The sequence below is a fragment of the Brevibacillus migulae genome (assembly GCF_004521915.1).
Classification (GTDB): Bacteria; Bacillota; Bacilli; order Brevibacillales; family Brevibacillaceae; genus Brevibacillus_F; species Brevibacillus_F migulae.
Map to the genome: position 1 here is coordinate 128,838 of NZ_SDKD01000003.1, position 26,161 is coordinate 154,998.

General features: G+C 50.6%; 28 protein-coding genes. All 28 read left to right on the forward strand.

Translation table 11 applies throughout. From position 1 onward, the window contains the following. Window positions 1–60 precede the first annotated feature (60 nt). The 28 genes from atpB to EIZ37_RS04860 all read left to right on the forward strand — a co-directional run bounded on the left by atpB (window position 61) and on the right by EIZ37_RS04860 (window position 26,156). Window positions 61–867 carry a F0F1 ATP synthase subunit A gene (atpB, locus tag EIZ37_RS04725; RefSeq protein ID WP_134683421.1) on the forward strand — a complete coding sequence of 269 codons (807 nt, stop codon included), beginning with the start codon at window positions 61–63 and terminating at the stop codon, window positions 865–867. 39 nt (window positions 868–906) lie between these two features. Beyond that, entirely contained in the window at window positions 907–1,128 is a 222-nt protein-coding gene (gene atpE, locus EIZ37_RS04730) for a F0F1 ATP synthase subunit C (RefSeq protein WP_134683422.1), read from the forward strand. Window positions 1,129–1,233: 105 nt separating this feature from the next. Continuing rightward, complete coding sequence (gene atpF / locus EIZ37_RS04735; RefSeq protein WP_134683423.1) at window positions 1,234–1,737, forward strand: F0F1 ATP synthase subunit B; 504 nt, start codon at window positions 1,234–1,236, stop codon at window positions 1,735–1,737. Further along, the gene (locus EIZ37_RS04740; RefSeq protein ID WP_134683424.1) at window positions 1,734–2,261 is read left to right on the forward strand and encodes a F0F1 ATP synthase subunit delta; all 528 of its coding nucleotides are present in this window, start codon (window positions 1,734–1,736) and stop codon (window positions 2,259–2,261) included. The genes atpF and EIZ37_RS04740 overlap by 4 nt, the downstream gene beginning before the upstream one ends. A gap of 28 nt (window positions 2,262–2,289) precedes the next feature. Then, window positions 2,290–3,801 (forward strand): F0F1 ATP synthase subunit alpha, encoded by a 1,512-nt coding sequence (gene atpA / locus EIZ37_RS04745; protein ID WP_134683425.1) that lies wholly within the window; start codon window positions 2,290–2,292, stop codon window positions 3,799–3,801. A 71-nt stretch (window positions 3,802–3,872) separates the two neighbouring features. Beyond that, complete coding sequence (gene atpG, locus EIZ37_RS04750; protein ID WP_134683426.1) at window positions 3,873–4,739, forward strand: ATP synthase F1 subunit gamma; 867 nt, start codon at window positions 3,873–3,875, stop codon at window positions 4,737–4,739. Between the two features lie 49 nt (window positions 4,740–4,788). Beyond that, entirely contained in the window at window positions 4,789–6,198 is a 1,410-nt protein-coding gene (gene atpD / locus EIZ37_RS04755; protein WP_134683427.1) for a F0F1 ATP synthase subunit beta, read from the forward strand. 27 nt (window positions 6,199–6,225) lie between these two features. After that, window positions 6,226–6,630, forward strand: coding sequence for a F0F1 ATP synthase subunit epsilon (locus EIZ37_RS04760; protein ID WP_134683428.1), 405 nt, complete (start codon window positions 6,226–6,228; stop codon window positions 6,628–6,630). A gap of 189 nt (window positions 6,631–6,819) precedes the next feature. After that, entirely contained in the window at window positions 6,820–7,560 is a 741-nt protein-coding gene (locus EIZ37_RS04765) for a DUF6042 family protein (RefSeq protein ID WP_134683429.1), read from the forward strand. Window positions 7,561–8,304: 744 nt separating this feature from the next. Continuing rightward, window positions 8,305–8,676 carry an NADH-quinone oxidoreductase subunit A gene (locus tag EIZ37_RS04770; protein WP_134683430.1) on the forward strand — a complete coding sequence of 124 codons (372 nt, stop codon included), beginning with the start codon at window positions 8,305–8,307 and terminating at the stop codon, window positions 8,674–8,676. After that, a complete protein-coding gene (locus tag EIZ37_RS04775; protein ID WP_134683431.1) occupies window positions 8,667–9,185 on the forward strand; it encodes a NuoB/complex I 20 kDa subunit family protein in 519 nt (172 codons plus the stop codon). Before EIZ37_RS04770 ends, EIZ37_RS04775 begins: the two co-directional genes overlap by 10 nt. Beyond that, the gene (locus EIZ37_RS04780) at window positions 9,182–10,525 is read left to right on the forward strand and encodes an NADH-quinone oxidoreductase subunit C (RefSeq protein WP_134683432.1); all 1,344 of its coding nucleotides are present in this window, start codon (window positions 9,182–9,184) and stop codon (window positions 10,523–10,525) included. The genes EIZ37_RS04775 and EIZ37_RS04780 overlap by 4 nt, the downstream gene beginning before the upstream one ends. A gap of 9 nt (window positions 10,526–10,534) precedes the next feature. Further along, window positions 10,535–11,683 (forward strand): NADH-quinone oxidoreductase subunit D, encoded by a 1,149-nt coding sequence (locus tag EIZ37_RS04785; RefSeq protein ID WP_328591346.1) that lies wholly within the window; start codon window positions 10,535–10,537, stop codon window positions 11,681–11,683. Continuing rightward, on the forward strand, window positions 11,683–12,693 hold the full coding sequence (gene nuoH / locus EIZ37_RS04790) for an NADH-quinone oxidoreductase subunit NuoH (RefSeq protein WP_134683433.1): 1,011 nt from the start codon (window positions 11,683–11,685) through the stop codon (window positions 12,691–12,693). Before EIZ37_RS04785 ends, nuoH begins: the two co-directional genes overlap by 1 nt. Before the next feature lie 43 nt (window positions 12,694–12,736). After that, the gene (nuoI, locus tag EIZ37_RS04795) at window positions 12,737–13,150 is read left to right on the forward strand and encodes an NADH-quinone oxidoreductase subunit NuoI (RefSeq protein WP_134683434.1); all 414 of its coding nucleotides are present in this window, start codon (window positions 12,737–12,739) and stop codon (window positions 13,148–13,150) included. 1 nt (window position 13,151) lies between these two features. Next, window positions 13,152–13,661: an NADH-quinone oxidoreductase subunit J gene (locus EIZ37_RS04800; protein WP_134683435.1), complete on the forward strand. Its 510-nt coding sequence runs from the start codon at window positions 13,152–13,154 to the stop codon at window positions 13,659–13,661. After that, the gene (nuoK, locus tag EIZ37_RS04805; RefSeq protein ID WP_134683575.1) at window positions 13,661–13,969 is read left to right on the forward strand and encodes an NADH-quinone oxidoreductase subunit NuoK; all 309 of its coding nucleotides are present in this window, start codon (window positions 13,661–13,663) and stop codon (window positions 13,967–13,969) included. The genes EIZ37_RS04800 and nuoK overlap by 1 nt, the downstream gene beginning before the upstream one ends. A 29-nt stretch (window positions 13,970–13,998) precedes the next feature. Beyond that, complete coding sequence (nuoL, locus tag EIZ37_RS04810) at window positions 13,999–15,921, forward strand: NADH-quinone oxidoreductase subunit L (protein WP_134683436.1); 1,923 nt, start codon at window positions 13,999–14,001, stop codon at window positions 15,919–15,921. Next, window positions 15,911–17,464: a complex I subunit 4 family protein gene (locus EIZ37_RS04815; RefSeq protein WP_134683437.1), complete on the forward strand. Its 1,554-nt coding sequence runs from the start codon at window positions 15,911–15,913 to the stop codon at window positions 17,462–17,464. The genes nuoL and EIZ37_RS04815 overlap by 11 nt, the downstream gene beginning before the upstream one ends. A gap of 6 nt (window positions 17,465–17,470) precedes the next feature. Next, window positions 17,471–18,997 (forward strand): NADH-quinone oxidoreductase subunit NuoN, encoded by a 1,527-nt coding sequence (nuoN, locus tag EIZ37_RS04820; RefSeq protein WP_134683438.1) that lies wholly within the window; start codon window positions 17,471–17,473, stop codon window positions 18,995–18,997. Between the two features lie 102 nt (window positions 18,998–19,099). Next, a complete protein-coding gene (locus EIZ37_RS04825; RefSeq protein WP_134683439.1) occupies window positions 19,100–19,336 on the forward strand; it encodes a DUF1146 family protein in 237 nt (78 codons plus the stop codon). Between the two features lie 83 nt (window positions 19,337–19,419). Then, window positions 19,420–20,172, forward strand: a complete 753-nt coding sequence (locus tag EIZ37_RS04830; protein ID WP_134683440.1) for a YwmB family TATA-box binding protein — start codon at window positions 19,420–19,422, stop codon at window positions 20,170–20,172. A gap of 19 nt (window positions 20,173–20,191) precedes the next feature. After that, the gene (gene murA, locus EIZ37_RS04835; protein WP_134683441.1) at window positions 20,192–21,532 is read left to right on the forward strand and encodes a UDP-N-acetylglucosamine 1-carboxyvinyltransferase; all 1,341 of its coding nucleotides are present in this window, start codon (window positions 20,192–20,194) and stop codon (window positions 21,530–21,532) included. Between the two features lie 174 nt (window positions 21,533–21,706). Continuing rightward, window positions 21,707–22,705 carry a stage II sporulation protein D gene (spoIID, locus tag EIZ37_RS04840; protein ID WP_134683442.1) on the forward strand — a complete coding sequence of 333 codons (999 nt, stop codon included), beginning with the start codon at window positions 21,707–21,709 and terminating at the stop codon, window positions 22,703–22,705. Window positions 22,706–22,800: 95 nt separating this feature from the next. After that, on the forward strand, window positions 22,801–23,550 hold the full coding sequence (locus EIZ37_RS04845) for a M23 family metallopeptidase (RefSeq protein ID WP_134683443.1): 750 nt from the start codon (window positions 22,801–22,803) through the stop codon (window positions 23,548–23,550). Window positions 23,551–23,772: 222 nt separating this feature from the next. Beyond that, entirely contained in the window at window positions 23,773–24,060 is a 288-nt protein-coding gene (gene spoIIID, locus EIZ37_RS04850; protein WP_134683444.1) for a sporulation transcriptional regulator SpoIIID, read from the forward strand. A gap of 94 nt (window positions 24,061–24,154) precedes the next feature. Continuing rightward, window positions 24,155–25,168 (forward strand): rod shape-determining protein, encoded by a 1,014-nt coding sequence (gene mreB / locus EIZ37_RS04855; RefSeq protein WP_134683445.1) that lies wholly within the window; start codon window positions 24,155–24,157, stop codon window positions 25,166–25,168. A gap of 46 nt (window positions 25,169–25,214) precedes the next feature. Next, window positions 25,215–26,156 carry a flagellar hook-basal body protein gene (locus EIZ37_RS04860; protein WP_134683446.1) on the forward strand — a complete coding sequence of 314 codons (942 nt, stop codon included), beginning with the start codon at window positions 25,215–25,217 and terminating at the stop codon, window positions 26,154–26,156. The last annotated feature ends 5 nt before the right edge of the window (window positions 26,157–26,161 follow it).

The window sequence follows — 26,161 nt, forward strand, 5'->3', positions numbered from 1 at the left end:
TTTCTAATTTCACACAGCAATGCGCACACTATTTATTGGTAGAAAGGGGTGAAAGAGAGCATGCATCATTTTTCTCCACGTGTTGAGTGGATGGGCTTGGTATTTGACATTCCTACCATCATCATGATGGTTGTCACATCGCTGATTGTCCTATTGGTGGCAGTTTTGATGTCTCGCAAACTGACGGCTGGTGTACCAGGCGGTGGTCAGAACGCATTGGAGTGGGTGGTTGACTTCGTTACAGGGATCAGCAACAACTTCATGGAGCCCAAAAAAGCCGCGAAGTTTGTGACTCTTGGATTGACCCTGTTCCTGTATATCTTTTTAGGAAACCAGTTGGGCCTTGTTTTGAATGTGAACACTGCCCACACAGAAGTCAGTGAAGATTTCTTTAAAATGCTGACGGTTTCAGGTACTCCTGAGCAGGTTGAAGAAAAAGCGCATCAGGTTCACGAAGAGCTTGCAAATGCAGGTCATGGTGAACACCACGGTGTTGTAGTGGCGTGGTGGAAATCTCCGACAGCGACTGCGAGCGTTACATTCACACTTGCCCTTATGGTTCTTTTATACGCTCATTATTTGGGAATTAAAAAGAGCCCAGGGGGATGGTTTAAAGGCACTTTCCTCAACCCGATTCACATCTTGGAGGACTTTGTCATTAAGCCATTGACGCTTCCGTTGCGTCTATTCGGTAACATCTTCGCCGGTGAGGTATTGCTGGCATTCCTGCTGTCAGTAGGAGTTTTCGGTTCCGTACCGCTGTTCGTATGGCTGGGCTACTCCGTATTCGTAGGTTCCATCCAGGCATACATCTTCGTAACGCTTACGATGGTTTACATTTCTCAAAAAGTAAATGATGACCATTAATACAATCATTTTTTAAAACCCTAAGGAGGTATTTTTTCAATGGAAAACTTGGCACTTGCTATTGGTATCGTATTCGGTCTTGCAGCTCTTGGCGCAGCAATCGGTAACTCTGTTGTAATTTCTCGTACAATCGAAGGCGTAGCACGCCAACCTGAAGCTCGTGGTAACCTGATGGGTCTTATGTTCCTGGGTCTTGGTCTCGTAGAGGCGGTTCCGATCATCGCTGTTGCGATCGGTTTCATGCTTTACGCAAACCTGTAATCGAGTAGGTAAACATCCGAAAAAGGCGGGGGTTTGACCTCGCCTCTCTTTTATGAAAGCTTGAACTCAAACTATTCTCCTGTGCATTAGGAAGGAGTGAACCTCGTGGTAGATTTAGGAGCCATCACCCTGGAATGGGGTACCATGCTCACCCAGCTGATCGTATTTCTGATCCTGCTGCTGGCAGTTCGCAAACTCGCGATGGGGCCGATCGTAGCAATGATGGAAAAACGCCGTCAGCACATTGCAAATGAAATCTCCAGCGCTGAGCGCAACCGTCAGGAAGCGGAAGCACTGCTGGCTGAACAACGTCGTGTACTCGACGAAGCTCGTCAGGAAACCAAAACGATTCTCGATCGCGCTGCGAAGCAAGCGAACGATGAAGCAGCACGCATTATTGCGGAAGCACAAGAAACAGCAACTCGTCTGAAAAACGAAGCGAGTGCCGAAATTACTCGCGAAGTGGAAAAAGCGAAAGCAGAACTCCGCGATCAAATGGCAGGCTTGTCTGTTCTCTTGGCATCCAAAATCATTGAGAAAGAACTCGATGAAGCTGCTCAAAAAGAGACAGTTGATAAATTCCTTGCGCAAGTGGGAGATCGCCTATGAGCGCAGGTGTAGCGAAACGTTACGCTCGTGCCCTCTATGAAGTGGCGAAAGAGCGCGGACTGATTGATCAAATTGAGACAGAAGTAAACAGTGTGGTCGAAGCGGTAAACGGGAATGCAGACTTGGAAAAGCTCCTGATGCACCCGCACATCGCAGCAGATGCGAAAAAGGAATTGGTGAAAGACCTGTTCCAAGCGCATCTTTCCGAAGAAACACTGAACTTCCTGTACATCCTGGTCGAGAATGGTCGCGAGTCTGATCTGGCTACCATTGCTTATTCTTATATTCAATTGGCCAATGAACAGCGTGGCATCGCAGACGCGATCGTAACGACTGCAAAGGCATTGAATGCGGAAGAGCAGGCGCAGATTGCGGAACAGTTTGGAAAAGTGCTGAACAAAAAGCTGCGTATTCAGACCGTGATTGATCCTTCCATTTTGGGTGGAGTCGTGGTGAAAATCGGCGACCGTCTCTACGACGGCAGCATTAAGAGCAAGCTTGAGCATTTTGCGCATCAACTATAAGATGCTTGATGAATGGGGTGAAAAGTAAGTGAGTGCAATCAGACCAGAAGAAATTAGCTCCCTCTTGAAAGAGCGGATCGCTAACTATAAAGCTGAAATCGAAGTAGTTGACGTAGGTTCCGTTATCCAGGTTGGTGACGGTATCGCACGTGTACACGGTTTGGAAAAAGCGATGCAAGGTGAGTTGCTCGAATTCCAAAACGGCGTAATGGGTATGGTACTCAACTTAGAAGAAGATAACGTGGGTGTCGTTATCATGGGGCCTTTCCGCGACATTAAGGAAGGCGACACAGTAAAACGCACCGGTCGTATCATGGAGGTTCCTGTTGGGGAAGCCATGATCGGACGCGTAGTAAACCCACTCGGACAGCCGCTCGACGGTTTGGGTCCAATCAACACGACTGAATTCCGTCCGATCGAAAGCCAAGCGCCAGGCGTAATGGCTCGTAAATCGGTACATGAGCCACTCCAAACAGGTATCAAAGCGATCGACGCGATGATCCCGGTTGGACGCGGCCAACGTGAGTTGATCATTGGTGACCGTCAAACAGGGAAAACAGCGGTAGCGCTGGACACCATCATCAACCAAAAAGGCAACGGCATGATTTGTATCTACGTTGCGATCGGTCAAAAACAATCCACCGTTGCAAACGTAGTGGAAACACTCCGTAAGCACGGTGCTCTGGAATATACCATCGTCGTATCCGCGACTGCATCCGATCCAGCTCCTATGCTGTATCTGGCTCCATATGCAGGGGTAACAATGGCTGAGTACTTCATGTACAAAGGCGGACACGTTCTTTGCGTATATGATGACCTCTCCAAACAAGCGGCAGCATACCGCGAAATGTCCCTCTTGCTCCGCCGTCCTCCAGGTCGCGAAGCATACCCAGGTGACGTATTCTATTTGCACTCCCGTCTGTTGGAGCGCGCTGCGAAACTGTCTGATGCATTGGGCGCAGGTTCTATTACGGCTCTGCCTTTCATCGAGACACAAGCAGGTGACGTATCTGCATACATTCCGACCAACGTGATCTCCATCACCGACGGTCAGATCTTCCTTGAGACCGACTTGTTCAACGCTGGTCAACGTCCTGCGGTGAACTCCGGTATCTCCGTATCCCGCGTAGGTGGTTCGGCACAGATCAAGGCGATGAAAAAGGTTGCCGGTTCCTTGAAACTTGAATTGGCACAATATCGTGAGTTGGCTGCGTTCGCGCAGTTCGGTTCCGACTTGGATAAAGCGACGCAAGCACGTTTGACTCGTGGTGAGCGTCTGATGGAAATCCTGAAGCAAGGCCAGTTCGAACCAATGCCTGTTGAAAAACAAGTATTGTCGATCTATGTGGCGATCAAAGGCTTCGTGGATGACATTCCGGTAGTAGATGTGCGCCGTTTTGAGAAAGAATTCCTTTCTTACGTAGAATCCAACAAGCAAAATCTGTTGGAGCACATCCGCACTACAAAAGACCTGCCGGATGAAAAAGAATTGAACGCTGCGATTGAAGAGTTCAAAAAAGGTTTTGCGGTAACTCGCTAATCGTGACTAGATAGACATCTTGTACATGCCGGGCAAAAGCTCGGTATGTACACCCAAGGTGGTGAAAACGAGTGGCTAAAGGTATACGTGAATTACGCCGTCGCATTAAAAGCGTGAAGAATACCCGTCAGATTACGAAAGCGATGAAAATGGTCGCGGCAGCTAAGCTGCGCCGTGCTCAGGAAACTGCAGAAGCGGCACGTCCGTATGCGCGCAAGATCCAGGAGGTCATCTCCAGTATCGCGAGCGGTACGACCAATGTGAAGCATCCGATGCTGCAATCTCGTCCCGTGAAAAAGACTGGGTATATCGTCATCACCTCTGACCGCGGTCTTGCTGGCGGTTACAATGCGAATATGATCCGTAAAGTGATTACAACCATTGCTGAAAAGCATAAATCGCAGGATGAGTACACGATCTTTGTGATTGGCCGCAAAGGACGAGACTATTTCCGCAAGCGCAACTACCCTGTTATTCAGGAAATCATTGGCTTGCCAGAATCTCCCACTTTTGCCGACGTCAAAAAGATTTCGAGTGCAGCAGTTCAACTGTTCGCGGAAGAAAAAATCGATGAACTGTATATCTGCTACAACGAATTCCAGAGCGCGATCTCCCAGGTCCCTACCATTACTCGCTTGCTGCCACTTGATGCAGTAGCCGGTGAAGCGTCGGATCGTAAAGTGAATTACGAATACGAGCCATCTGCAGAGGAAGTATTGGCAGTACTGCTTCCAAAATATGCGGAAACGATCGTTTACAGCTCCGTACTCGATTCGAAAGCGTCCTTCTATGGTGCGCAAATGACAGCGATGGGCAATGCAACCGACAACGCGACCGACATGATCGGCCGTTACACGCTGCAGTACAACCGCGCTCGTCAGGCAGCAATTACACAAGAGATCTCCGAGATCGTTGCGGGTGCAAACGCACAAGCGTAATACAAAGAAGCACATCTCCACATCAGCTTTATAGGAGGGAAGAAGTAAGATGGCGAAAGGACGCGTGGTTCAGGTAATGGGTCCCGTTGTCGACATCGAGTTCGACCGCGGACATCTGCCTGCCATTTACAATGCGATTAAAATTCAACATAAAGCGCAAAGCACAGGTGAGCGCGACATCGACTTGACGGTTGAGGTTGCTACTCACTTGGGCGACAACCTCGTACGTACCGTTGCGATGTCTTCTACAGATGGTCTCGTGCGTGGGATGGAAGCAGTAGACACTGGTTCCGCTATCTCCGTACCAGTAGGTTCGATTACCCTTGGTCGTGTATTCAACGTATTGGGTGAACCAATCGACCTGCAAGAGCTGGGTCAAGTAGATCGTCGTGACCCAATTCACCGCAAAGCACCTGAGTTCGTAGAACAAGCGACTACCGTAGAAATCCTGGAAACAGGGATCAAAGTTATTGACCTCTTGGCTCCTTACATCAAGGGTGGTAAGATCGGTCTCTTCGGTGGTGCGGGTGTAGGTAAAACCGTTACCATTCAGGAGCTCATCAACAACATCGCGCAAGAGCACGGCGGTATCTCCGTATTTGCGGGTGTAGGTGAGCGTACACGTGAAGGTAACGACTTGTACCATGAGATGAAGGACGCAGGCGTTCTTCCAAAAACAGCGATGGTATTCGGTCAAATGAACGAACCACCAGGTGCTCGTCTTCGTGTAGCGTTGACTGGTCTGACAATGGCGGAATATTTCCGTGATGAAGAAGGCCGCGACGTATTGCTCTTTATCGACAACATCTTCCGTTTCACCCAGGCTGGTTCGGAAGTTTCCGCCCTCTTGGGTCGTATGCCATCTGCGGTAGGTTACCAACCAACCCTGGCAACAGAGATGGGTCAATTACAAGAGCGTATTACTTCTACCAAAAAAGGTTCCGTTACGTCGATCCAAGCGATCTACGTACCAGCGGATGACTATACTGACCCAGCGCCAGCGACTACGTTCGCTCACTTGGACGCAACCACTAACCTGGAGCGTTCCATTGCTGAGTTGGGTATCTTCCCAGCGGTAGACCCACTGGCATCTACTTCCCGTGCACTGTCTCCTGATGTCGTGGGACAAGAGCACTATGATGTAGCGCGCGGTGTGCAAAAAATCCTGCAACGTTACAAAGAGTTGCAAGATATCATCGCGATCCTGGGTATGGATGAGTTGAGTGATGAAGACAAGCAAACCGTTGCACGCGCTCGTCGTATCCAACGTTTCTTGTCCCAACCATTCCACGTTGCCGAGCAGTTCACCGGTAACCCAGGTAAATACGTACCTCTGAAAGAAACCGTACGCAGCTTCAAGGAAATCCTTGACGGTAAGTACGACCACCTGCCTGAGGCAGCTTTCATCTACGTAGGTACGATTGAAGAAGCAGTCGAAAAAGCGAAAACAATGGCGTAACACAACCCTGGAAAGGGGAGACGATGAATGAGCAAGATGACCGTTGAAGTCGTTACTCCTGAACGGGTTGTATACAGCGGGGAAGCTAACATGGTAATCGCTCGCGGTGTGGAAGGTGACCTCGGTATTTTGCCGAACCACATGCCGCTTGTGACTCCGCTGAAAATTGCGCCTGTTCGGATCAAATTGGAAGGTGACAAGGAATTGGTGATCGCGGTGAGCGGCGGCTTCATGGAAGTGCGCGGCGACAAAGTGACCATCATTGCCGAGTCTGCTGAATTGCCTGGAGACATTGATGTAGAACGTGCGAAGCAAGCGAAAGAACGTGCTGAGAAACGTCTGAACGAGAAGCATCCTGATCTCGACATGATCCGTGCTCAACGTGCGCTGGAACGAGCTTTGCTGCGTCTCGATGTAACCAAGAATATTTAAGAGGAAGATCCCCGCACGATCGGCGTGTCGGGGATTTTTTTCAGATCATATGTTTTACGCCCTTGATTGGAAATTTATGTGCGAATATGTGTATAATAAGCGTGAAACGTTATGAGAAGATAAGCATACATAGCGCCAATCCGGATTACAGGATGTTCGGAATGTTTCTGGCATAAGGAGAGTGAATCCATGCAAACCATTCGTGATGTACGTAAAAGCGATAATAATGTTGTGATTCCTACCGGCTATACAGCCAATGGGTGGTCAAGCGTTCTGTCGCACGAGATGAACGTATTATTTCAATCGCTGTGCCTGGCTGTAACGAAATATGATTCAAAGGAAGAAATGACAAAAGCCCTGGATAGCATCGAAGGTTTGAAAGGCGCGTTTTCGAAACCGAAAAAGGCGCTGTTCAAGTCGGAAGAGGACTATAAAGGGTACATGAACCTTTTGGATCGTCATAAGCAGTTTTTGGAGCGTTCGAATTTTACGTATCCGAAAAACCGTGAAGAAGCGATCAAACTGTTTGAAAAATGGGGCCTGGTTTTGGACAAGGGCGATGTATGGGATATCCCGGTAGACCCATTCCCAGAAGTACAGGACATCTTCGTTTTGGAAGAAAGAGAAGCCTTTGCGCTGAGTCATATCAAGCTGGAGACGTTGATCCATCCGATTTTCAGCCGCCTGGTGATGAAGCTGCATGAGAAAGAAGAAAACTCTTTCCGTCTGTCCAAGAATGAATTGAAGGAAATGCTGAATACCAACGACGCGATGCTGGCTGAAGTTTTGATCAAACTGACGCCATATCTGGAAGAACCGATTGATAACATGCTCGACATTCCGGATGACCAGAAGCTCGAGTTTACGGTCGTATGGGAACGTATTTACGAAGACTTCCTCGGTGACAAATTCGCTGAAACGGTGCAATAAGGAAAAGACGTATCTTTTAATAGGGGCTGCGGTGGGGAGAGCATGTTTCGCAACTCCGCTTCATTCTTCGCCCCACTGAGAAGTAGGCACTGTCCGCTCCGCAGCGAATCGCAGGGGTCCGCAAAAGTGGTAGCCGCTGCGCAGCTCGGGCAGGTTGCGGCCCTTTTTCCTGCGATTCACTGCTCCGCTGGGAAGGGCTTCGCAGGCGCTCCGTTCCGAAACATGCTCTCTAAAGTAGCAGTTGCCATTTTTTAAAGATTAAAAGCACGATAAGATCATTCTTTCGTGCTTTTTCTTTTTATCCGTCTGATTTTACTCATACGTCACGTGAGGAAGGGAAGAGAGGGACGGGCGGAGTCTTTGCCATACCTACAAAGGTGGAGCTTCCAAAAGCGGTACACGCTTGTCACGCAACCTCTACGTATGAATAGACTTCCTCGAAATTTTTGCGTGACGTACCGTTTTTGGAAGTGGAACCGGACAGTTTGCACTCCTTAGCGGGTGTGGCAAGAACGCAGCACCGCCCTTTCTTCCCTTCCCCCACCACCATGTTTGCAAGTAGCCAAATTTTTATCTAGGTTTCATAAAAATGAAAGGGCTTTCAATAACGCTGATTTTCACCATTTTTCTTGATGGCTTGTCGTTATAGAGGTGATCTTCTCGTTAGACACTGAAATAGCGATTTGCTATAATGGTGGAGGATTTTTTTAACAATTTTTGCAGCGCAATGAAGGGGGAAGTGAAGTGCCGGACATCTATGTGAATAATTATGTCATTGTTGCGATTTTCCTGTTCTTAGGTGTGTTGTTGCCAGTCGCGACAGTCAGCTTCATTGGACGATTCTTGCGGCCAAATAACCCAACGCCTGAAAAGTTGACCACTTATGAGAGCGGTAACAATCCGATCGGTGGCAGCTGGGTTCGTTTTAATGTAAAGTATTACATCTTTGCACTGCTTTTTGTCATATTTGACGTAGAGACATTGTTCCTGTATCCATGGGCGGTTGCTTTTAACAAGCTAGGCTTGTTTGCCCTCGTGGAAATGGTCATATTTATTGTGTTATTGGTCATCGGCTTAGTCTATGCTTGGAGAAAGAAGGTGCTGGAATGGAGTTAGATCTGCAGAAAATTGCGCCTGAACTGCAAGAAGAATTAAATCGAAATGTCCTCTTTACAACACTGGAGACGGTAAAAGGATTTGTACGCAGCAATTCATTATGGCCCCTTTCCTTTGGATTGGCCTGTTGTGCGATTGAAATGATGGGGACGGGCGGTTCCCATTACGACCTTGACCGTTTTGGTGTTATTTTTCGTGCTTCGCCACGGCAATCCGACGTGATGATTGTTGCGGGTACCGTTACCAAAAAGATGGCACCGCTGCTTCGTCGTTTGTATGATCAAATGGCAGAGCCAAAGTGGGTTATTGCGATGGGGTCCTGTGCGACGGCTGGCGGTCCATATGTACGTTCCTACAGTGTAGTCAAAGGGGTTGACCAGATCGTCCCGGTCGACGTGTACATTCCAGGCTGCCCGCCAAATCCAGCAGCCTTGATTTATGGCATTAACAAGCTGCAAGAGAAAATTCGCCTGGAAGCGAAGACTGGAAAGCGGGTGACCAGTCAATGAGTGAGGAAAAACGCAAGCCGACTCCAGAGGAAAAGGCGAAAGCAGCAGCGGAAGCAAGAGAAAAGCTGGAAGCCGCTCGCAAAGCAAAAGAAGAACAAGCAGCGCAAGCGAGTGCTCCAGAAGCAGTCGCTTCTTCTCCTGAGCAAAATGCAGTGAAGGCGGAAGCTGAGCCTGCCTCAGCGGATCAACTGGCGCAGGCCAAAGCGGAGGCGGCAGCCAAAGCAAAGGCAGCAGCAGCTGCAGCCGCCGCAGCGAAAGCAAAGGCCGCGAGAGAAGCAGCGGAAGGCGGAGCAACCGATACGAAAGCAGCGGAAACGGAAGCAGGCGGAGCTGACGCAGATGCGAAGGCAAAAGCAGCTGCAGCCGCAAAAGCCAAGGCCGCCGCGGCCGCAGCAGCAGCGGCGAAAGCAAAAGCGGCAAGAGAAGCAGCCGAAGCCGGAGCAACGGAAACGGAAGCAGGCGGAGCTGACGCAGATGCGAAGGCAAAAGCAGCTGCAGCCGCAAAAGCCAAGGCCGCTGCAGCCGCTGCAGCAGCAGCGAAAGCAAAAGCCGCAAGAGAAGCAGCAGATGGTGGAGCAGCGGAAACGGAAGCGGGCGGGGATGATGCCGACGCGAAAGCAAAAGCAGCCGCAGCCGCTAAAGCCAAGGCCGCCGCAGCCGCTGCAGCCGCAGCGAAAGCGAAAGCCGCGAGGGAAGCCGGAGAAGGTGGAGCAGCTGGTGCTGAGGCAGGCGGTGATGATGCTGACGCAAAAGCGAAAGCAATTGCAGCCGCAAAAGCAAAGGCGGCAGCTGCTGCTGCAGCGAAGGCAAAGGCAGCAGGCGGAGATGCGGCAGATACGGAAGCAGCGCCGAAAGCACCTTCCAAAAACCAGCCTCATCTCGATCACATAGTAAAACTGATCACTGAGAAATTTGGTTCCGAAGTCATCGAGGCCTCTTATATTAACGAATTGGCAAAGGAAGTGCCTACACTCGTCATAAAAAATGAAAATTGGCACGATGTCGCCAAGTTTTTGAAAGAAAATGACGAGCTCTCCTTTGATTACCTGTCCAATCTACATGGGGTGGACTATGAGGATCGAATGGAAGTTTATTACCACTTTTATTCGTACAAGAACCGACAAAATCTTGCGGTAAAGGTCAAAACTGACCGAGAGCAGCCAACGGTAGCTTCGGTGATGAATATTTGGAGCGGCGCGAACTGGAACGAACGGGAAACATACGACCTGCTGGGCATTTATTTCCCGGGACATAGTGAATTACGTCGAATCATGCTGCCAGAAGAGTGGGTGGGCCATCCACTCCGGAAAGACTATGTGCCATTTGACGAGGAGGTGTAACGGATGAGTATGAATTTGGATATGATCTCGTTAAACAGTGAATTCTCCGAGGGTACGGGCTTACGTACGGAAGAGATGCTGCTCAACGTTGGACCTCAGCACCCGAGTACACATGGGGTTTTCCGTCTGGTAGTCAAAATTGATGGCGAAACCATCAAAGAGTCGCTTCCGGTCATTGGCTACTTGCATCGTGGTACCGAGAAGCTGGCAGAAGGCCTGAATTATACGCAAATCATTCCGTATACGGACAGGATGGATTATCTCTCCGCGATGACCAACAACTATGTGATCTGCCATGCGGTTGAGACCATGATGGGGATTCAAATTCCGGAGCGTGCAGACTTCTTGCGCGTGATCGTGATGGAGATGAACCGCATTGCCAGCCATTTGGTATGGTGGGGAACTTATCTGCTCGATATCGGGGCGATGAGTCCGTTCCTGTTTGCTTTCCGCGATCGGGAAATGATTCTGGAGCTGTTCAATGAGCTGTGCGGCGCACGACTGACCTACAATTACATGCGTATCGGCGGAGTGAAGTGGGACGCGCCTCCAGGCTGGATCGAGAAAGTGAAAGAATTTGTCAAACACCTGAAAAAAGAAATCGAGAACTATCATGCCCTTGTTACCGGCAACGAGATCTTTATCAATCGCTTGCAAGGGATCGGCAAGTTTGATGCCAAGACGGCGATCGACTACTCCTTGTCCGGCGTGATGCTGCGCAGCACAGGTGTGAAATGGGACCTGCGCAAGGACGAACCGTATTCGGTCTACAATCGCTTTGAATTCGATGTGCCTACTGCAACTGAAGGTGATTGCTTGGCTCGCTACCAACTGCGCATGGCAGAAATCGAACAATCGCTCAGAATATTGGAGCAAGCCTTGGGTCAATTCCCTGAAGAGGGAGAGATCATGGGCAAAGTGCCAAAAGTGATCCGTCCGCCACAAGGAGAAACCTTTGTGCGTATCGAATCGCCGCGCGGAGAAATCGGCTGCTACATCGCGAGCAACGGCAAGGATAAGCCGTGGCGCATGAAATTCCGTCGGCCTTCTTTCAATAACCTGCAAATCTTGCCCAAGTTGTTAAAGGGTGAAAACATCTCCAACATGGTGGCGATTCTTGGCAGCATCGATATCGTTCTCGGGGAGGTAGATGCGTAATGACCGATTTGTTGCAGCAATCCACTTCCTTGTGGAATGTATCGATGTTTATTGTGGCCGCAGTCGTGCTCTTGTTGGTCGTATTGTTCTTTGTGACGTATGCGATCTACTTTGAACGAAAAGTAATCGGATGGATGCAGCTGCGTACGGGTCCGAACCGCGTAGGCCCATTGGGGCTTTTGCAAACGGTCGTGGACGTTACCAAGCTGCTGCTGAAAGAGGACACACGTCCAAAGGATGCGGATAAAGCTTTGTATGCACTGGCACCGGTATTGGCCTATGCTCCGGCTTTCGCCGTATTGGCCGTGATGCCATTCTCGGAGACCATCCAGTTTGCCGATCTCGGCATCGGGGTGCTGTATTACATGGCCTTGTCCAGCATTACGGTACTGGGCGTCATTACAGCGGGGTGGGCTTCCAACAACAAGTACTCGCTGATCGGCGGTATGCGTTCGGCTGCGCAGATGATCAGCTATGAAGTGCCGTTGGTCATGTCCGTACTGGGTGTCATCCTGATGACGGGCAGCATGAATTTGCGCGAGATCGTGGAAGCGCAGCGCGATATATGGAATGTGATTCCGCAGATTCTGGGCTTTTGCGTATTCATTGTAGCCGCACAGGCTGAATTAAACCGTACGCCATTTGACCTGCCAGAGGCCGAGTCGGAGCTGGTGGCGGGTTATCACGTCGAGTACTCGGGCTTCCGCTTTGCGATGTTCATGCTGGCAGAATATGTGTATATGTTCGGGATGGGTTCACTGGTGACCATTCTGTTCCTGGGTGGCTGGTTGGCTCCGTTTGGCTTGGACTTTCTTCCGATTCCGGGGATCGTCTGGTTTATCCTCAAATTTTTGCTTTATGTGTTCTTCCAATTTTGGATTCGCGCAACCATGCCGCGTTTTCGGGCAGATCAGCTGCTTCCGTTTGCATGGAAGGGTTTGCTGCCAATCGCGCTGGTCAATATCCTGATTACAGCAGTCGTCATCTCGTTCCAAAACGGCACGCTGTAAATTAAAATGAACCGATCGCACATACACAAGAGGGGTGAAACATATGCTTGGCTTTGCGAAGGGCCTCGGCTACACCTTTAAGCAGCTGACGGCGAAAAAAGTGACGCACTTTTATCCCGACGTCCCATATCCGATGCCGCCGCGGTTTCGTGGCATCCAGCACTTTTCGCCGGAAAAATGCATTGTCTGCAACCAATGTGCCCGGATTTGCCCGACCGAATGCATTCAGCTGACGGGAAAACCGCATCCGGATCCGGAGAAAAAAGGGAAAATTATCGATACTTACGATATCAACTTTGAAATCTGCATTCTCTGTGATCTTTGTACAGAGGTATGTCCTACCAATGCCATCGTCATGACCAACAATTTCGAGCTGGCTACCTACAGCCGGGATGAGCTGTTCAAAAACTTGAACTGGTTGGATGACAACAATACCAACGTGAGGGAGGAGAATTAATATGTCCGGCACATTTGCGGCATTTTTTATCCTGTCTCTCATGACAATCGGGGGAGCGGTCTTCATGATCAGCTTCACCCGCGTGGTACATATGGTGGTCTCACTCGGTGTGACGTTTATCAGCATTGCGGGCCTTTTCATCCTGTTGGATGCTGAGTTCGTGGCCGTTTCACAGATTCTGGTCTACTCAGGGGCCATTTCGATCCTGATGCTGTTTGGGATCATGCTGACCAAGCACAATGCTGTGGAGGATGAAGGCAGCAAGGGCGTCAACCGCTTTTTTGCCTTTCTCATCGTAGCTGTATTTTTCGGGCTGTGCTTCTACGGGATTCAAAACACGATTTGGCCAGAGCCGGCACAAACAGCTCCGAACGCTCCAAGCAACGTGGAGCAGATCGGTACAGAGGTATTCACCAAGTTCGTAATCCCGTTTGAGCTGCTGTCTGTACTGCTCTTGGTGGCGCTGGTGGGGGCCATCATCATGGCGAAAAAGGAGAGTGACAGCGAGTGATAACCGTTCAATTGCCTTCTTTTCTGCTGGTGGCACTCATTTTGTTTTGCGTCGGGCTGTATGGCGCGCTGACCAAGCGGAATGCTGTCGTCGTGCTCTTATCGATCGAGCTGATGCTGAATGCCGTGAACATCAATCTGGTGGCCTTTTCCAAATATGGCCTACATGCCGCGATTACCGGTCAAATATTCACGCTCTTCACGATGACCGTTGCGGCTGCGGAGGTTGCCGTAGGATTGGCCATTTTGATCGCACTGTACCGCAACCGCGAAACCGTCAATGTAGACGAAATGGATACGATGAAATAATCAGCGCTTAGAAAAGGATGGGTGAAACAATGGATTCCATAATGCAATACGCTTGGCTTATCCCGCTTTTTCCGCTCTTCGCTTTCATCGTGATCATTTCATTTGGTCGACAATTGAAGGAAGGTGCGGCTTACGTAGGGCTTCTCTTTACGGGAATCTCTTTCGTCATGGCAGTGCTGGTCTTTCTGGCACGATTCCGGGAGGGTGCGGCTGACGTCAAGTTTCCGGTCGATTGGCTGCACATCGGAGATATCATCGTGCGGATGGGCTATGAAATCAATCAGCTGAATGCGATGATGCTGGTCATCGTGACCTTTGTCAGCTTGCTGGTGCAGCTGTATTCCAAAGGCTATATGCATGGAGACGATCGCTTTCCCGTCTTCTATCAATACCTTTCGCTTTTCACCTTCTCCATGCTGGGCTTGGTGATCTCGCCCAACCTGCTGCAGGTGTATATATTCTGGGAGCTCGTCGGGGTTTGCTCGTTTTTGCTGGTAGGGTACTACTACTTCAAGCCTGAGGCGAAAGCGGCTGCGAAAAAGGCGTTTATCGTGACACGGATCGGCGACGTCGGTCTGTTTATCGGAATTGCGCTGTTGTTCTGGTGGACTGGCAGCTTTGAATATGCCGAGATTTTCAATGCGATTTCCTTGGGCAAATTGGAGCCGTGGATGATTACATTGGCGGCGATTCTGATTTTCATCGGGGCGGTAGGGAAGTCCGGTCAGTTTCCGCTGCATACATGGCTGCCGGACGCGATGGAAGGCCCGACGCCAGTATCTGCCTTGATCCACGCTGCGACGATGGTGGCGGCAGGGGTGTATCTGGTGGCGGCGACCTATCCGCTGTTTATCGCATCTGAAACCGCATTGAATGTGGTTGCCTATGTCGGCGGCTTTACGGCGATTTTTGCGGCATCCATCGGTTTGACCCAGCGCGATATCAAACGGGTACTGGCATACTCCACGGTGAGTCAGCTGGGCTATATGATGATGGCGCTCGGGATCGCAGGAGCGGCTGGCTATGTGGCGGGTACGTTCCATCTGATGACCCACGCTTTCTTCAAAGCGCTGCTGTTTCTCGGTGCTGGAAGTGTGATCCATGCTGTACATACACAAGATGTGTTTGAAATGGGCGGTCTGTGGAAGAAGATGCGAGTTACCGGTATCACGTTTTTGATCGGCTGTCTGGCGATTGCAGGCGTACCGCCATTCGCAGGCTTCTGGTCCAAGGAGGAAATTCTGGGGGCAGCCTATACGGCGCATCGCATGGATCTGCTGTGGATCGGGCTGATCGCCGCGTTTTTCACCGCGTTTTACATGTTCCGGTTATTCTTCCTCACGTTTGCTGGCAAGCCACAGGGAGCAGGCCATAAAGATGCGCATGAATCACCTGCTGTCATGACCGTGCCATTGGTTTTGCTGGCAGTGCTGGCGGTGGTAGCTGGATTTATCAATACGCCGTTTGTGCCGGTATTGGGCGATTGGCTCCTGGCAGGCGGGACGGGTGTGGCGATCGAAGAAGCGTTTGGCGCTGGAGAAGGACATGCCGCTGTATGGGTGCAAATCGTGGCGATTGTGGTGTCACTTGCCGGTATCGCGCTTGCCTATCTGATGTATGCGAAGCGCTCGGTAGCACCGGACATCATCGCGCGTCCGATGCCATGGCTGTATCAGCTGTCGCTGCGTAAATATTACATCGACGAGCTGTACCACAATGTGATTGTGCGGCCGCTGCGATGGATCGGGCTTGGGCTGCAGCTGTTTGATCGTTATATCGTGGACGGATTGGTCTCGCTCGTGGAAAAAATCACGCATTTTGCAGGCTGGCTGCATGCCCGTCTGCAGAACGGACAGATGCAAACCTATGGATTTACCGTGCTGTTGGGACTTGTCCTGATTTTGATTGGCTACGTCCTGACGATGCAAGGAGGTGTTCCGTTTGCTAAATAGCATCTTGCTTTCCCTACTCATTTTTTCTCCGATTCTCGGCATTCTGGTGCTGTCCATCATCCCGAAGCAGCAAATCGGAGTGATCAAGCAGATCGGGACCCTTGCCACCATTCTGCCGCTGATCCTGGCATTTATGCTGTTTGCCAGCTTTGATTACAATCACGCGCAGCTGCAATTTGTGGAAAAAGCCCAGTGGGTGTCCATACCGGTCGGCAGCCCGCAAATGGGTGAGGTTTTTTCTTTCAACATCAATTACGAGCTGGGTGTAGACGGCGTGTCCATGCCGCTCATGGTGCTGACGGCGATTATCGGCACAATGGCTGCGGTCGCTTCCTGGCAAATCAAAAAGCGGCACAAAGAGTACTTCATTCTCTTTTTGATTCTGCTGATGGGGATGTTTGGCGTCTTTGCCGCACAAAACCTGCTGCTGTTCTTTATCTTCTTTGAAATGACGCTGGTGCCGATGTATTTCCTGATCGGAATCTGGGGCTATCCGGACCGTGAACGGGCGGCCAACCGCTTCCTGATTTACAACGGAGTCGGTTCGGCGATCATGTTTATCGCTTTTCTCGTGATCTACTTGTCCATACCGGGAGCAGATGGCAATCCGACGATGAATATTTCGGAGCTGACCCAAGCGCTCAATAGCTCCGACAATCCGATGCTGCAAAATATTGCGCCTACGTTCTTGTTCGGATTGTTTCTGGCGATCTTTATCGCATTCGGGATCAAGCTTCCCATCTTCCCGTTCCATACATGGATGCTGAAGGTGCACGTGCAGGCGCCGCCATCGATCGTCATGATCCACTCGGGAATCCTGCTGAAAATGGGGGCCTACGGCTTGATTCGCTTCGGGATCGGATTCTTTCCGGAGCAAGCCTACCAATTTTCGAAATGGATGGCGATTATCGGCTTGATCAACATTTTGTACGGAGCGATTCTGGCTTTCGTGCAAAAGGATTTGAAAATGGTGCTGGCGTACTCCAGTATCAGCCATATGGGGATCGTACTGCTCGGCTTGGCAGCCATGAACACGATTGGCTTCCAAGGGGCGATTTTCCAAGTGATCTCCCACGGATTCATCTCGGCCTTGATGTTCTTCCTGATCGGTGTCATCTGGGAGCGGACGGAATCCTCCATGCTCTCGGATTTGGGGGGGCTGGCCAAGAGCATGCCATTCGTCAGCGGAATTCTCCTGGCGGCTGCGATGGCATCACTTGGACTGCCAGGGATGTCGGGCTTCATCAGTGAATTTCTCGCGTTCCTCGGTCTGTTTGGTTCCATGCCGGTGCTGGCCGCAATTGGTACGCTCGGGATCATCCTGACAGCCGTTTACCTTCTCCGGGCTGTCCTGCGAGCGACTTTTGGCCCGATGCCGGATCGGTACCAGGGAGCAGCGGATGCGCAGCCCATAGAGGTGATTCCGATGGTCGTGCTGCTCGGATTTATCATCCTGCTCGGTATCTATCCAGCTGTGTTAAGCGAGCCATTGCAAGAAACCTTGAAGACAATCGTGCCAATCGTGCAGGGGATAGGGGGGTAAGCGACGATGGAAGTCAAAGATATTTTCTCGTATAACTGGAGCTACCTTCTGCCCGAGTTTACCATTTTAGGGTTTGCGACGATCCTTTCGCTGCTCGATCTGGCCATGGGCAAACGCTCCAACCGAGCGATCATCGGCTGGCTGTCGCTCTTGGGAGTCATCATCGCGGGTGTTTTTGTCACGTTGAATATGGTGAATCTGAACGAGCCTGTCTCCTATATGGCAGACATGATGCGCGTCGATGATTTTGGCAATGCCTTTAAGCTGATCTTCCTGGCGGGGGTAGCGTGTACCTTGGTGCTGTCGCTCGCTTATATGAAGTACGGGGAGATTTCCAATCAAAGTGAATATTATTACTTGCTGTTAACCGCATTGCTTGGGTCTATGGTCATGGCTTCCTCGGCGGACCTGATCACCTTGTTTGTCGGGCTCGAGCTGCTCTCGCTTTCTTCCTTTGTCTTGGTCGGTCTGCGCAAAAAGTCGCTTTTGGCCAATGAAGCTTCGTTTAAATATGTGGTATCTGGCAGTATCGCCACCGCTTTTACGCTGTTCGGAATGTCCTACATGTACGGCTTGAGCGGTACCACCAACCTGTATCTGATGACAGAGCGGTTGGCTGAAGCGTACAACGGCGGTTATGCGTTCCTGGTGCTTTTGTCCTTTGCGTTTGTGCTGGTGGGAATCAGCTTTAAAATTTCCGCGGTACCCAACCATCTGTGGGCTCCGGACGTGTATCAGGGAGCGGCGACTCCGGTCACGGCATTTCTGGCCGTGGTCTCAAAGGCGGCGGGCTTTGCGTTGGTGCTTAGACTGCTGGTCACGGCTTACATCGGCCTGATCTCGCCTGAGGGGCAGAGTGTGCTGCTGGAAAATTTAAGCCTCATCCTCACGACGGTGGCGGCCTTGTCCATGATCATTGGGAATACGATGGCCCTGCGCCAGACGAATGTGAAACGGATGATGGCCTATTCCGGGGTAGCGCAGGCAGGTTATATCCTGGTGCCATTTGCGACACTGACAAATCTGTTTTTCGAGCAGACGGTCTTCTACTTGATCGCTTATCTGCTGGCAAGCTTCGGTGCTTTTGCCGTGCTGATGGTGGTATTCCGTGATCAAGAGACGGAAGAGTTGAAGTCGTTTGCCGGGCTCTATCACCGCTCGCCGATCATTGCGATCGCCATGACGCTCTTTGTGCTCTCCTTCGCCGGTATTCCGGTGAGCGCCGGCTTTTTCGGGAAGTTTTATCTGTTCATGAGCGCGCTCTTGCAAAAGCATTATTGGCTGGCAGCGATCATGATGGGTACGAGCGTAATCTCCTATTTCTACTACTTTGGTTTCATTCGCCAAATGTACATGCGCTCAGGCAGCACCGAAGCAGCCTTGAAGGTGCCTGCAGGAGTGGCAGTCATCATTACGATTATGGCTTTGGCAACACTCTTGATTGGTATCGTGCCGGGAGCATTGTTTGACTTCGTGCAGGCCAACTTCAATCCAAACTTTGATTTCGGCAGCATGATGACGCCGGGCAAATAATTTGATAGTCTATAGGAAAGAGAAGGGGCGGCAGCTAGTGTGCCGCTCCTTTCCGCTGATTGGACGAAGTGCTTCGGATTTACCCTTATAGGAGGAAACAAAATGTCATCTGTATACCCGCTGATTACGATCGTGGTCTCTATCCTTTGCATCGGCCTGAGCTGGTGGGCGCTGCAAGCGTTTCGCTTTGACTTGTTCACGAAAAAGGTAGACAGCGCGCAAAGCAAGCTGCTGCAAATTTTGCTATCTATCTTTATTGGACATGGCGTTGCCCAATTTTTCTTGGAGTACTTGAGCTCATCCTTGCTGCTCGGCAATCTCTTCTCTTCCGCAAATTGATTCCTATGAACTGGTATATCCCCCTATCATTCCGTCAAAACTAGTGGCTACATAGAGAACGGAATTGTAGGGGGAGTATTTATATGGGGAAAAAGGGCAGATCGTTATTATTCCTAGTATTGCTTGCCGGAGTCATACTCATGTATGTGCCGGTGGTGCTGGCCCGTCTGGAAGACCAGGGGACGGCTTCTCAACTGCTGCAGGTGATGGTGTCAACAGGTGCTAAAGTAACAGAAGTCGAAGTGCGGACAAGTGTGGAAACCGGAAGCGTGACCCGCACAGAGGAAATGGATCAGGCAGCTGCTGCTTGGCTGCAAAAGCTGGGTGTCGATGCCCGGTTGAATCCAGGGACACGGGAACACGACTTGTATGTTCAACAAATTGTGACAGAACTCAAAGGGATTCGACTTTCTTTCCGAATGATCGGCGTGCCGGATCACGGCCGATATGCCACACATGTCGTATTTTCATTAAAGGGGAAGCCTGCGCAGCTGCGTGAAATCGAAGCCCTGCAAAATGGATTTGTGACAGCTTTTCGGGAAGCAGGACGAGTTCCGCAATTTAGCACTTGTATTCGTGGATTGTACAGTGATAAGATGAGTGTTGACCAGCAGGAGAGCAAAATTTTGTCGATTTTTGATGCTCTTCATGCCCAAGAACTGGAACGTTTGGCCGATGATACGGTAGTAAGCATATCGGGATATACCCGTTTGTGGGAACCGCATCTCAAGCTGAATGGCCAGAAAATGAATCTACAAGTGGCAACACATCAGGCTACCGCAACTGGAGAAACGTGGATCACTGTAGGGACACCAATCATCACAGCGGAATACTAAGCTCGCGGAGGGGTAAATATTGGATAAGATCGTTGTCCGCGGTGGTAGGGCATTAACAGGAAGTGTAAAAGTTTCAGGCGCGAAAAATGCTGTACTTCCGATTATTGCAGCTTCGATATTGGCGGAAGAAGGGACAAGCATTATTCATGATGTGCCGGGACTTGCTGATGTCCACACAATATGTGAATTATTAAATAGTTTAGGGATTCAGACTACATACGATCGTGAAACCTTGACCATAGACGCAACCAAACTATCGAGTGTAGAGGCCCCGTATGAACTTGTACGCAAAATGAGAGCTTCCTTCCTGGTGACAGGACCGCTCTTGGCCAGACATGGCAGAGCGCGTGTACCGCTTCCGGGCGGTTGCGCGATCGGTACCCGTGCGATCGATCAACACCTCAAAGGTTTTGAAGCGATGGGGGCCAAGATTGAAATCGGACAAGGATTCATCGAAGCGCAGGTTCAGGGAAGGCTCAAAGGAGCCAAGATCTATCTGGACGTTGCCAGTGTAGGTGCAACCGAAAATATCATGATGGCGGCTGCCTTGGCTGAAGGGACCACCGTGATTGAAAATGCGGCGGAAGAGCCGGAGATCGTTGACTTGGCGAATTACCTCAACGGGTTGGGAGCCAAGATTCGCGGAGCCGGAACGGGTTCCATCCGCATTGAAGGCGTAGAAAAGCTGAAAGGCTGCACCCATTGTGTCATCCCGGATCGAATTGAGGCGGGAACCTTCATGGTCGCGGCAGCCATTACCGGCGGCGATGTATTCATCGAAGGCGCGATCAGTGATCACGTCAAGTCGATTACGGCCAAGCTGCGCGAAATGGGCGTTGAGGTGGAGGAGCAGGAAAATGGCGTGCGTGTGCGTCGGACCGGTGCATTAAAAGCGGTCGATGTGAAGACCTTGCCATATCCAGGATTCCCTACGGATATGCAATCGCAAATGATGGCGTTGTTGATGGCTTCCGAAGGGACAAGCATCGTCACAGAGACGGTTTTCGAGAATCGTTTCATGCATGTGGAAGAGTTCCGCCGGATGAGTGCCAACATTAAAATTGAAGGACGCAGCGCGATTGTGGAGGGCGGCGTGAAGCTGACCGGAAGCAAAGTGTCGGCGACCGACCTGCGTGCAGGCGCTTCGTTGATTTTGGCTGGGCTGATTGCGGAGGGTGAGACCGAGGTCTTTGGCCTGCACCATCTCGATCGCGGCTATGTGCGCTTTACCGAAAAGCTGCAGCAGCTCGGTGCACAAGTAGAGCGTGTTGTTCATGAGGAACAGCAAGCTGTACAGGAAAAGGAAAAAGAGAGCGCGCCAGCTCCGCTCAAAGTGAATCTATCACCCAATTTTGCATAGCATCAGCAAAGGGCTTCCGTTCGCGGGGCCCTTTTTTACGTCTGCTATCAGCCTTTTTATCGAATCTCAACTCTCTCTTCCTCTCAAGTCTACTGTTCTATTCCCTCCCCCTCCATCATACGTTTTAACAGTCACGGAAGTTGTCCTGCACAAGATAGGGAAGGAGACAGTTCAATGAAACGATACATGGTCATCCTGCTGTTAGTCATGCCGCTATGCCTGGTCCTGCTGCCAGCTTTACTGGTTTACTATTTTTCGCCCGCTGAACCTAGCAGTGTGCCAGCAGCCGTCATTGGCAATCAAGGGAAGCCCATGCAGCAAATACCGATTCAGATCTATCGTGTGCAAAAAAAGAAGATCGAGACGGTGCCGCTGGAGACGTACATCGAGGGAGTCGTGTCGGCCGAGATGCCTGCCGAGTTTGAGCTGGAGGCGTTGAAGGCGCAAGCGATGGCAGCACGGACCTACATCATCAAACGATTGCATGAGGGGCGCTTTAGCGACGTACCACAGGGAGCACAGGTCACAGATACGGTCCAGCATCAGGCGTATCTGGATGAGCAGCAGCGAAAAGAGCGCTGGGGCGAGCAATACGAATGGAAAACGAAAAAAATCAAGCAGGCCGTCAGCGAAACGATGGGGATCGTGCTTACCTATCAGGGGGAGCCGATTGATGCTACGTTTTTCTCTACCAGCAATGGATTTACGGAGAATGCCAATGAGTATTGGGAAAAGCAGATTCCGTATTTGCGCAGCGTAGCAAGCCCGTGGGACATCGAGTCGCCGCGGTTTGAAGAAAAGGTCACGATGCCGATCGGCGAGCTGGAGCAAAAGCTGGGAGTACGGTTGGACAGCCAGGCGATCAGCAAAGGCAGCTGGTACCAAGTGCTGGACACGACGACAGGCAACCGGATCGGACGGGTGCGGATCGGCACGAAGGAATTCAGCGGACGCGAGATACGCGAAAAGCTGGGGCTGAATTCGTCGTCCTTTACGATGCGGTTGTCTGCCAAGCAGGTTACGATTACCACACGCGGCTACGGACATGGCGTGGGCATGAGCCAGTGGGGAGCCAACGGCATGGCCAAAAGAGGCAATAATGCGGAGCAAATCGTGAAGTATTTTTACCGAGGCGTCACCCTGCAAAACTATACGCAAGTGAAACGTGGCTAATAATCAAATCGTTGGCACTATTTTCCCATTTTCCCCATCTCTCAGGTTTAACCATTGAAAAAGTGGTGATACTGAGGGATGAGGTGATGAAAATAATGGAAGATCAAAAAAATCCGAATCAACCTATTCCATTCAAAAAGGCAAGCGCCTGGAAAACATTCCTGGGCAAAAAGTGGGCGTTCCCCGCGATCTACATCGGGACGGCGGCAATCATTCTGGCATTCGTGATGTGGTACCAAAGCAGCTTGACAAACACCGTAGTGGACAAAGCCAACTTGACGAATGGCGTGACCGTGAACGAACCAGCGGCGGAAACACCTGCTTCGGAAGCAAATCCAGAGGAAGCGATTCCGGTTGGAGCAGAAGCGAAGCCGGTTGAGCTTTCCTGGCCAGTGGCAAGTGGCGTTACTTATGAAACAGGCATGACCTTCTTCGATGACTCCCTGTCCAAGGAAGAGCAGCAAAAAGCGTTGGTGAAGTACGATGATACTTTCATCCCGCACACAGGTATCGACCTCGTTTCTACAGATGGAAAACCATTTGATGTAGCAGCAGCGCTGGAAGGAAAAGTGCTTACTGTGGAAAATGATCCGCTCGTAGGCAACCAAGTCGAGATTGAGCATGCCAACAAGGTTGTGACCGTATATCAAAGCCTCGATAAAGTAGTGGTCAAACCGGGCGATCAAGTGGCAAAAGGCCAAATGATCGGTACAGCTGGCAAAAACGTATATGAAAAAGATGCGGCGGCACATCTCCACTTCGAAGTCCGAGTCGATGGAGAAGCCGTGAATCCGGAAGAATACTTGAGCGCTACAGAAGCAAAAGAACAAGCGGAGTCCCGTTAATCGAAGAAATGCATGCAAGCAGTCTGTCAAAAATGGCAGGCTGCTTTTCTTTTGGCAAAACCGCGATGGAATGCGGGTTTGACCAGCTTCGTGGGACAGAGGTGGACGCGCTGTGAAAAAAAGATGTGGTCTTGCTGGCTTGTCAGGCTTGGAAACGTAGAATATGTGTCCGCACCCACCCATATATTGTATCAGACAATTTCGATACAGGAGGCGAGGAATGTGCACGATTACATCAAAGAGCGGACCATAAAGATAGGGCGTTATATTGTAGAAACACGCAATACGGTTCGCATGATCGCCAAAGAGTTCGGAGTTTCCAAAAGCACTGTGCACAAGGATCTGACCGAGCGGCTGCCTGAGATAAATCCAGATTTGGCAAATCAAGTGAAAGAGATCTTGGAGTATCACAAGGCAATCAGACATTTGAGAGGTGGGGAAGCGACGAAAATCAAGTACAAGCGCAAGACCAAAAAAGTCAGAATCGAACAGGAAGAAAGTGTTCAATAAATTATCAGCAAATACAAAAGGATTTCCTTGTCCTCTCACGAAATAAGTCCTAGAATAGAAAAGTAGTTATGTAGATTGCAGGGAGGACCTTTTCATGTTTAGTAAGGATATCGGGATCGATCTAGGCACTGCCAATGTATTGATATATGTACGTGGGAAGGGTATTGTCCTAGACGAACCGTCTGTAGTGGCGATTGACAATCAGACCAAAAAGGTGCTCGCTGTAGGGGATGAGGCACGTCGGATGGTTGGACGTACGCCTGGGAATATTGTCGCCATTCGCCCGTTGAGGGATGGTGTGATCGCCGACTTTGAATTGACGGAATCCATGCTGAAGCATTTCTTGGCAAAAATCGGGGGTAAGAGCATGTTCGCGCGTCCGCGCATCTTGATCTGCTGCCCAACCAATATTACATCTGTGGAACAAAAAGCGATTCGTGAAGCGGCTGAACGCAGTGGCGGCGCTCGCGAAGTATTTATCGAGGAAGAGCCAAAGGTAGCGGCAATTGGTGCAGGGATGGACATTTTCCAGCCTTCCGGAAATATGGTCGTCGATATTGGCGGTGGAACGACTGACGTAGCGGTTCTCTCTATGGGTGATATCGTGACCGCTTCTTCCATCAAGGTCGCCGGAGACAAGTTCGATTCTGCAATCATGCGTTACATAAAAAACAAGTATAAGCTGTTGATCGGTGAGCGTACAGCGGAAGACATCAAAATCCAGATTGGAACGGTATACGGCGGACGCCAGGACGAGATGGATATTCGCGGGAGAGACATGGTAACCGGTTTGCCACAAACCATTACCATCAATTCCCGAGAAGTCCAGGAAGCCCTGGCAGAGTCGGTTAGTTCCATTGTACAAGCTGCAAAAAGCGTTTTAGAGCGTACACCTCCAGAGCTTTCTGCCGATATAATAGATAAGGGCGTTTTTATCACAGGCGGCGGCGCGATGCTGCACGGCCTGGATGACATGCTGGCAGAAGAACTCAAGGTGCCGGTATTGGTAGCGGAGGATCCGATGATGTGCGTGGCCAAAGGCACGGGCATCATGCTTGATTATTTGGACAAGGTATCCGCTTCCCGGAAAAAAGGATTTCTGGGATAAGCAGCTGCCAATGACGAGAACGCCATGACGAAGGGGGTACAACAGCTTGATCAGGGGACTATACACGGCCGCATCTGGAATGCTCGCGCTGCAGCGGCGTCAGGAAACATTGGCTAACAATATTGCAAACGTCAATACGCCGGGCTTCAAGGAAGACGAAGGAGTGCTACGCGCTTTCCCGGAACAACTGATTTCCCGCATCCGCGACAAGGAAGGGATCTCGGTGCAAGGGTATCCTGATCCGACTGGACAACCTGCCATGATCGGACGTTTGAATACCGGTGTATACATGCCGGAAGCCCTGGCTAATTTCAAGCAGGGGGATATTCAACAGTCGGACAACCCTTATGATGTGGCGCTGCTCGACAATATTGGCCCGGATGCAGACGGCAACAAGCGCAATCTGTTTTTCAGCGTCGCGCGCATTCCAGATCCGGTGAATCAGCCGACTGCCGCACCGGAAGAAATCCGCTATACCCGCAATGGGCAATGGCAAGTCAATGAGCAAGGCTTTTTGGTGACGCCAGATGGCTATTATGTATTGGATAACAACAATGCAGCGATCCGTGTCAATAATCCGGATGACCCAGCGCAAAGCGCGGGGGAGTTCCTGAAAATATCGGAAACAGGCGAATTGCTGATGCCGGATCCCATGAATCCAGGGGGAGAACTGGTTCCGCTCGGAGCGCCGGAAGCTCGTCTCGCTTTGAAGGTTGTGACCGATCCGAACCAGCTCGTCCGGGAGGGCAACAACATTTACCGTTGGGAAGGCGACGGTGAGCCGGCCAACGTGATGGATGATCCTGCTCTCGACGGATTTTATGGAGTGAAGCAAGGGTGGGTGGAGCGTTCCAATGTGAATGCCGCCCAAAATATGACCGACATGATGTCCGTCCTCCGTGCCTATGAAGCCAATCAACGGGTCATTACGACGTTGGACGGCACGATGGACAAAGCAGTCAATGAAATTGGCCGGGTGAACGGCTAAAAGGA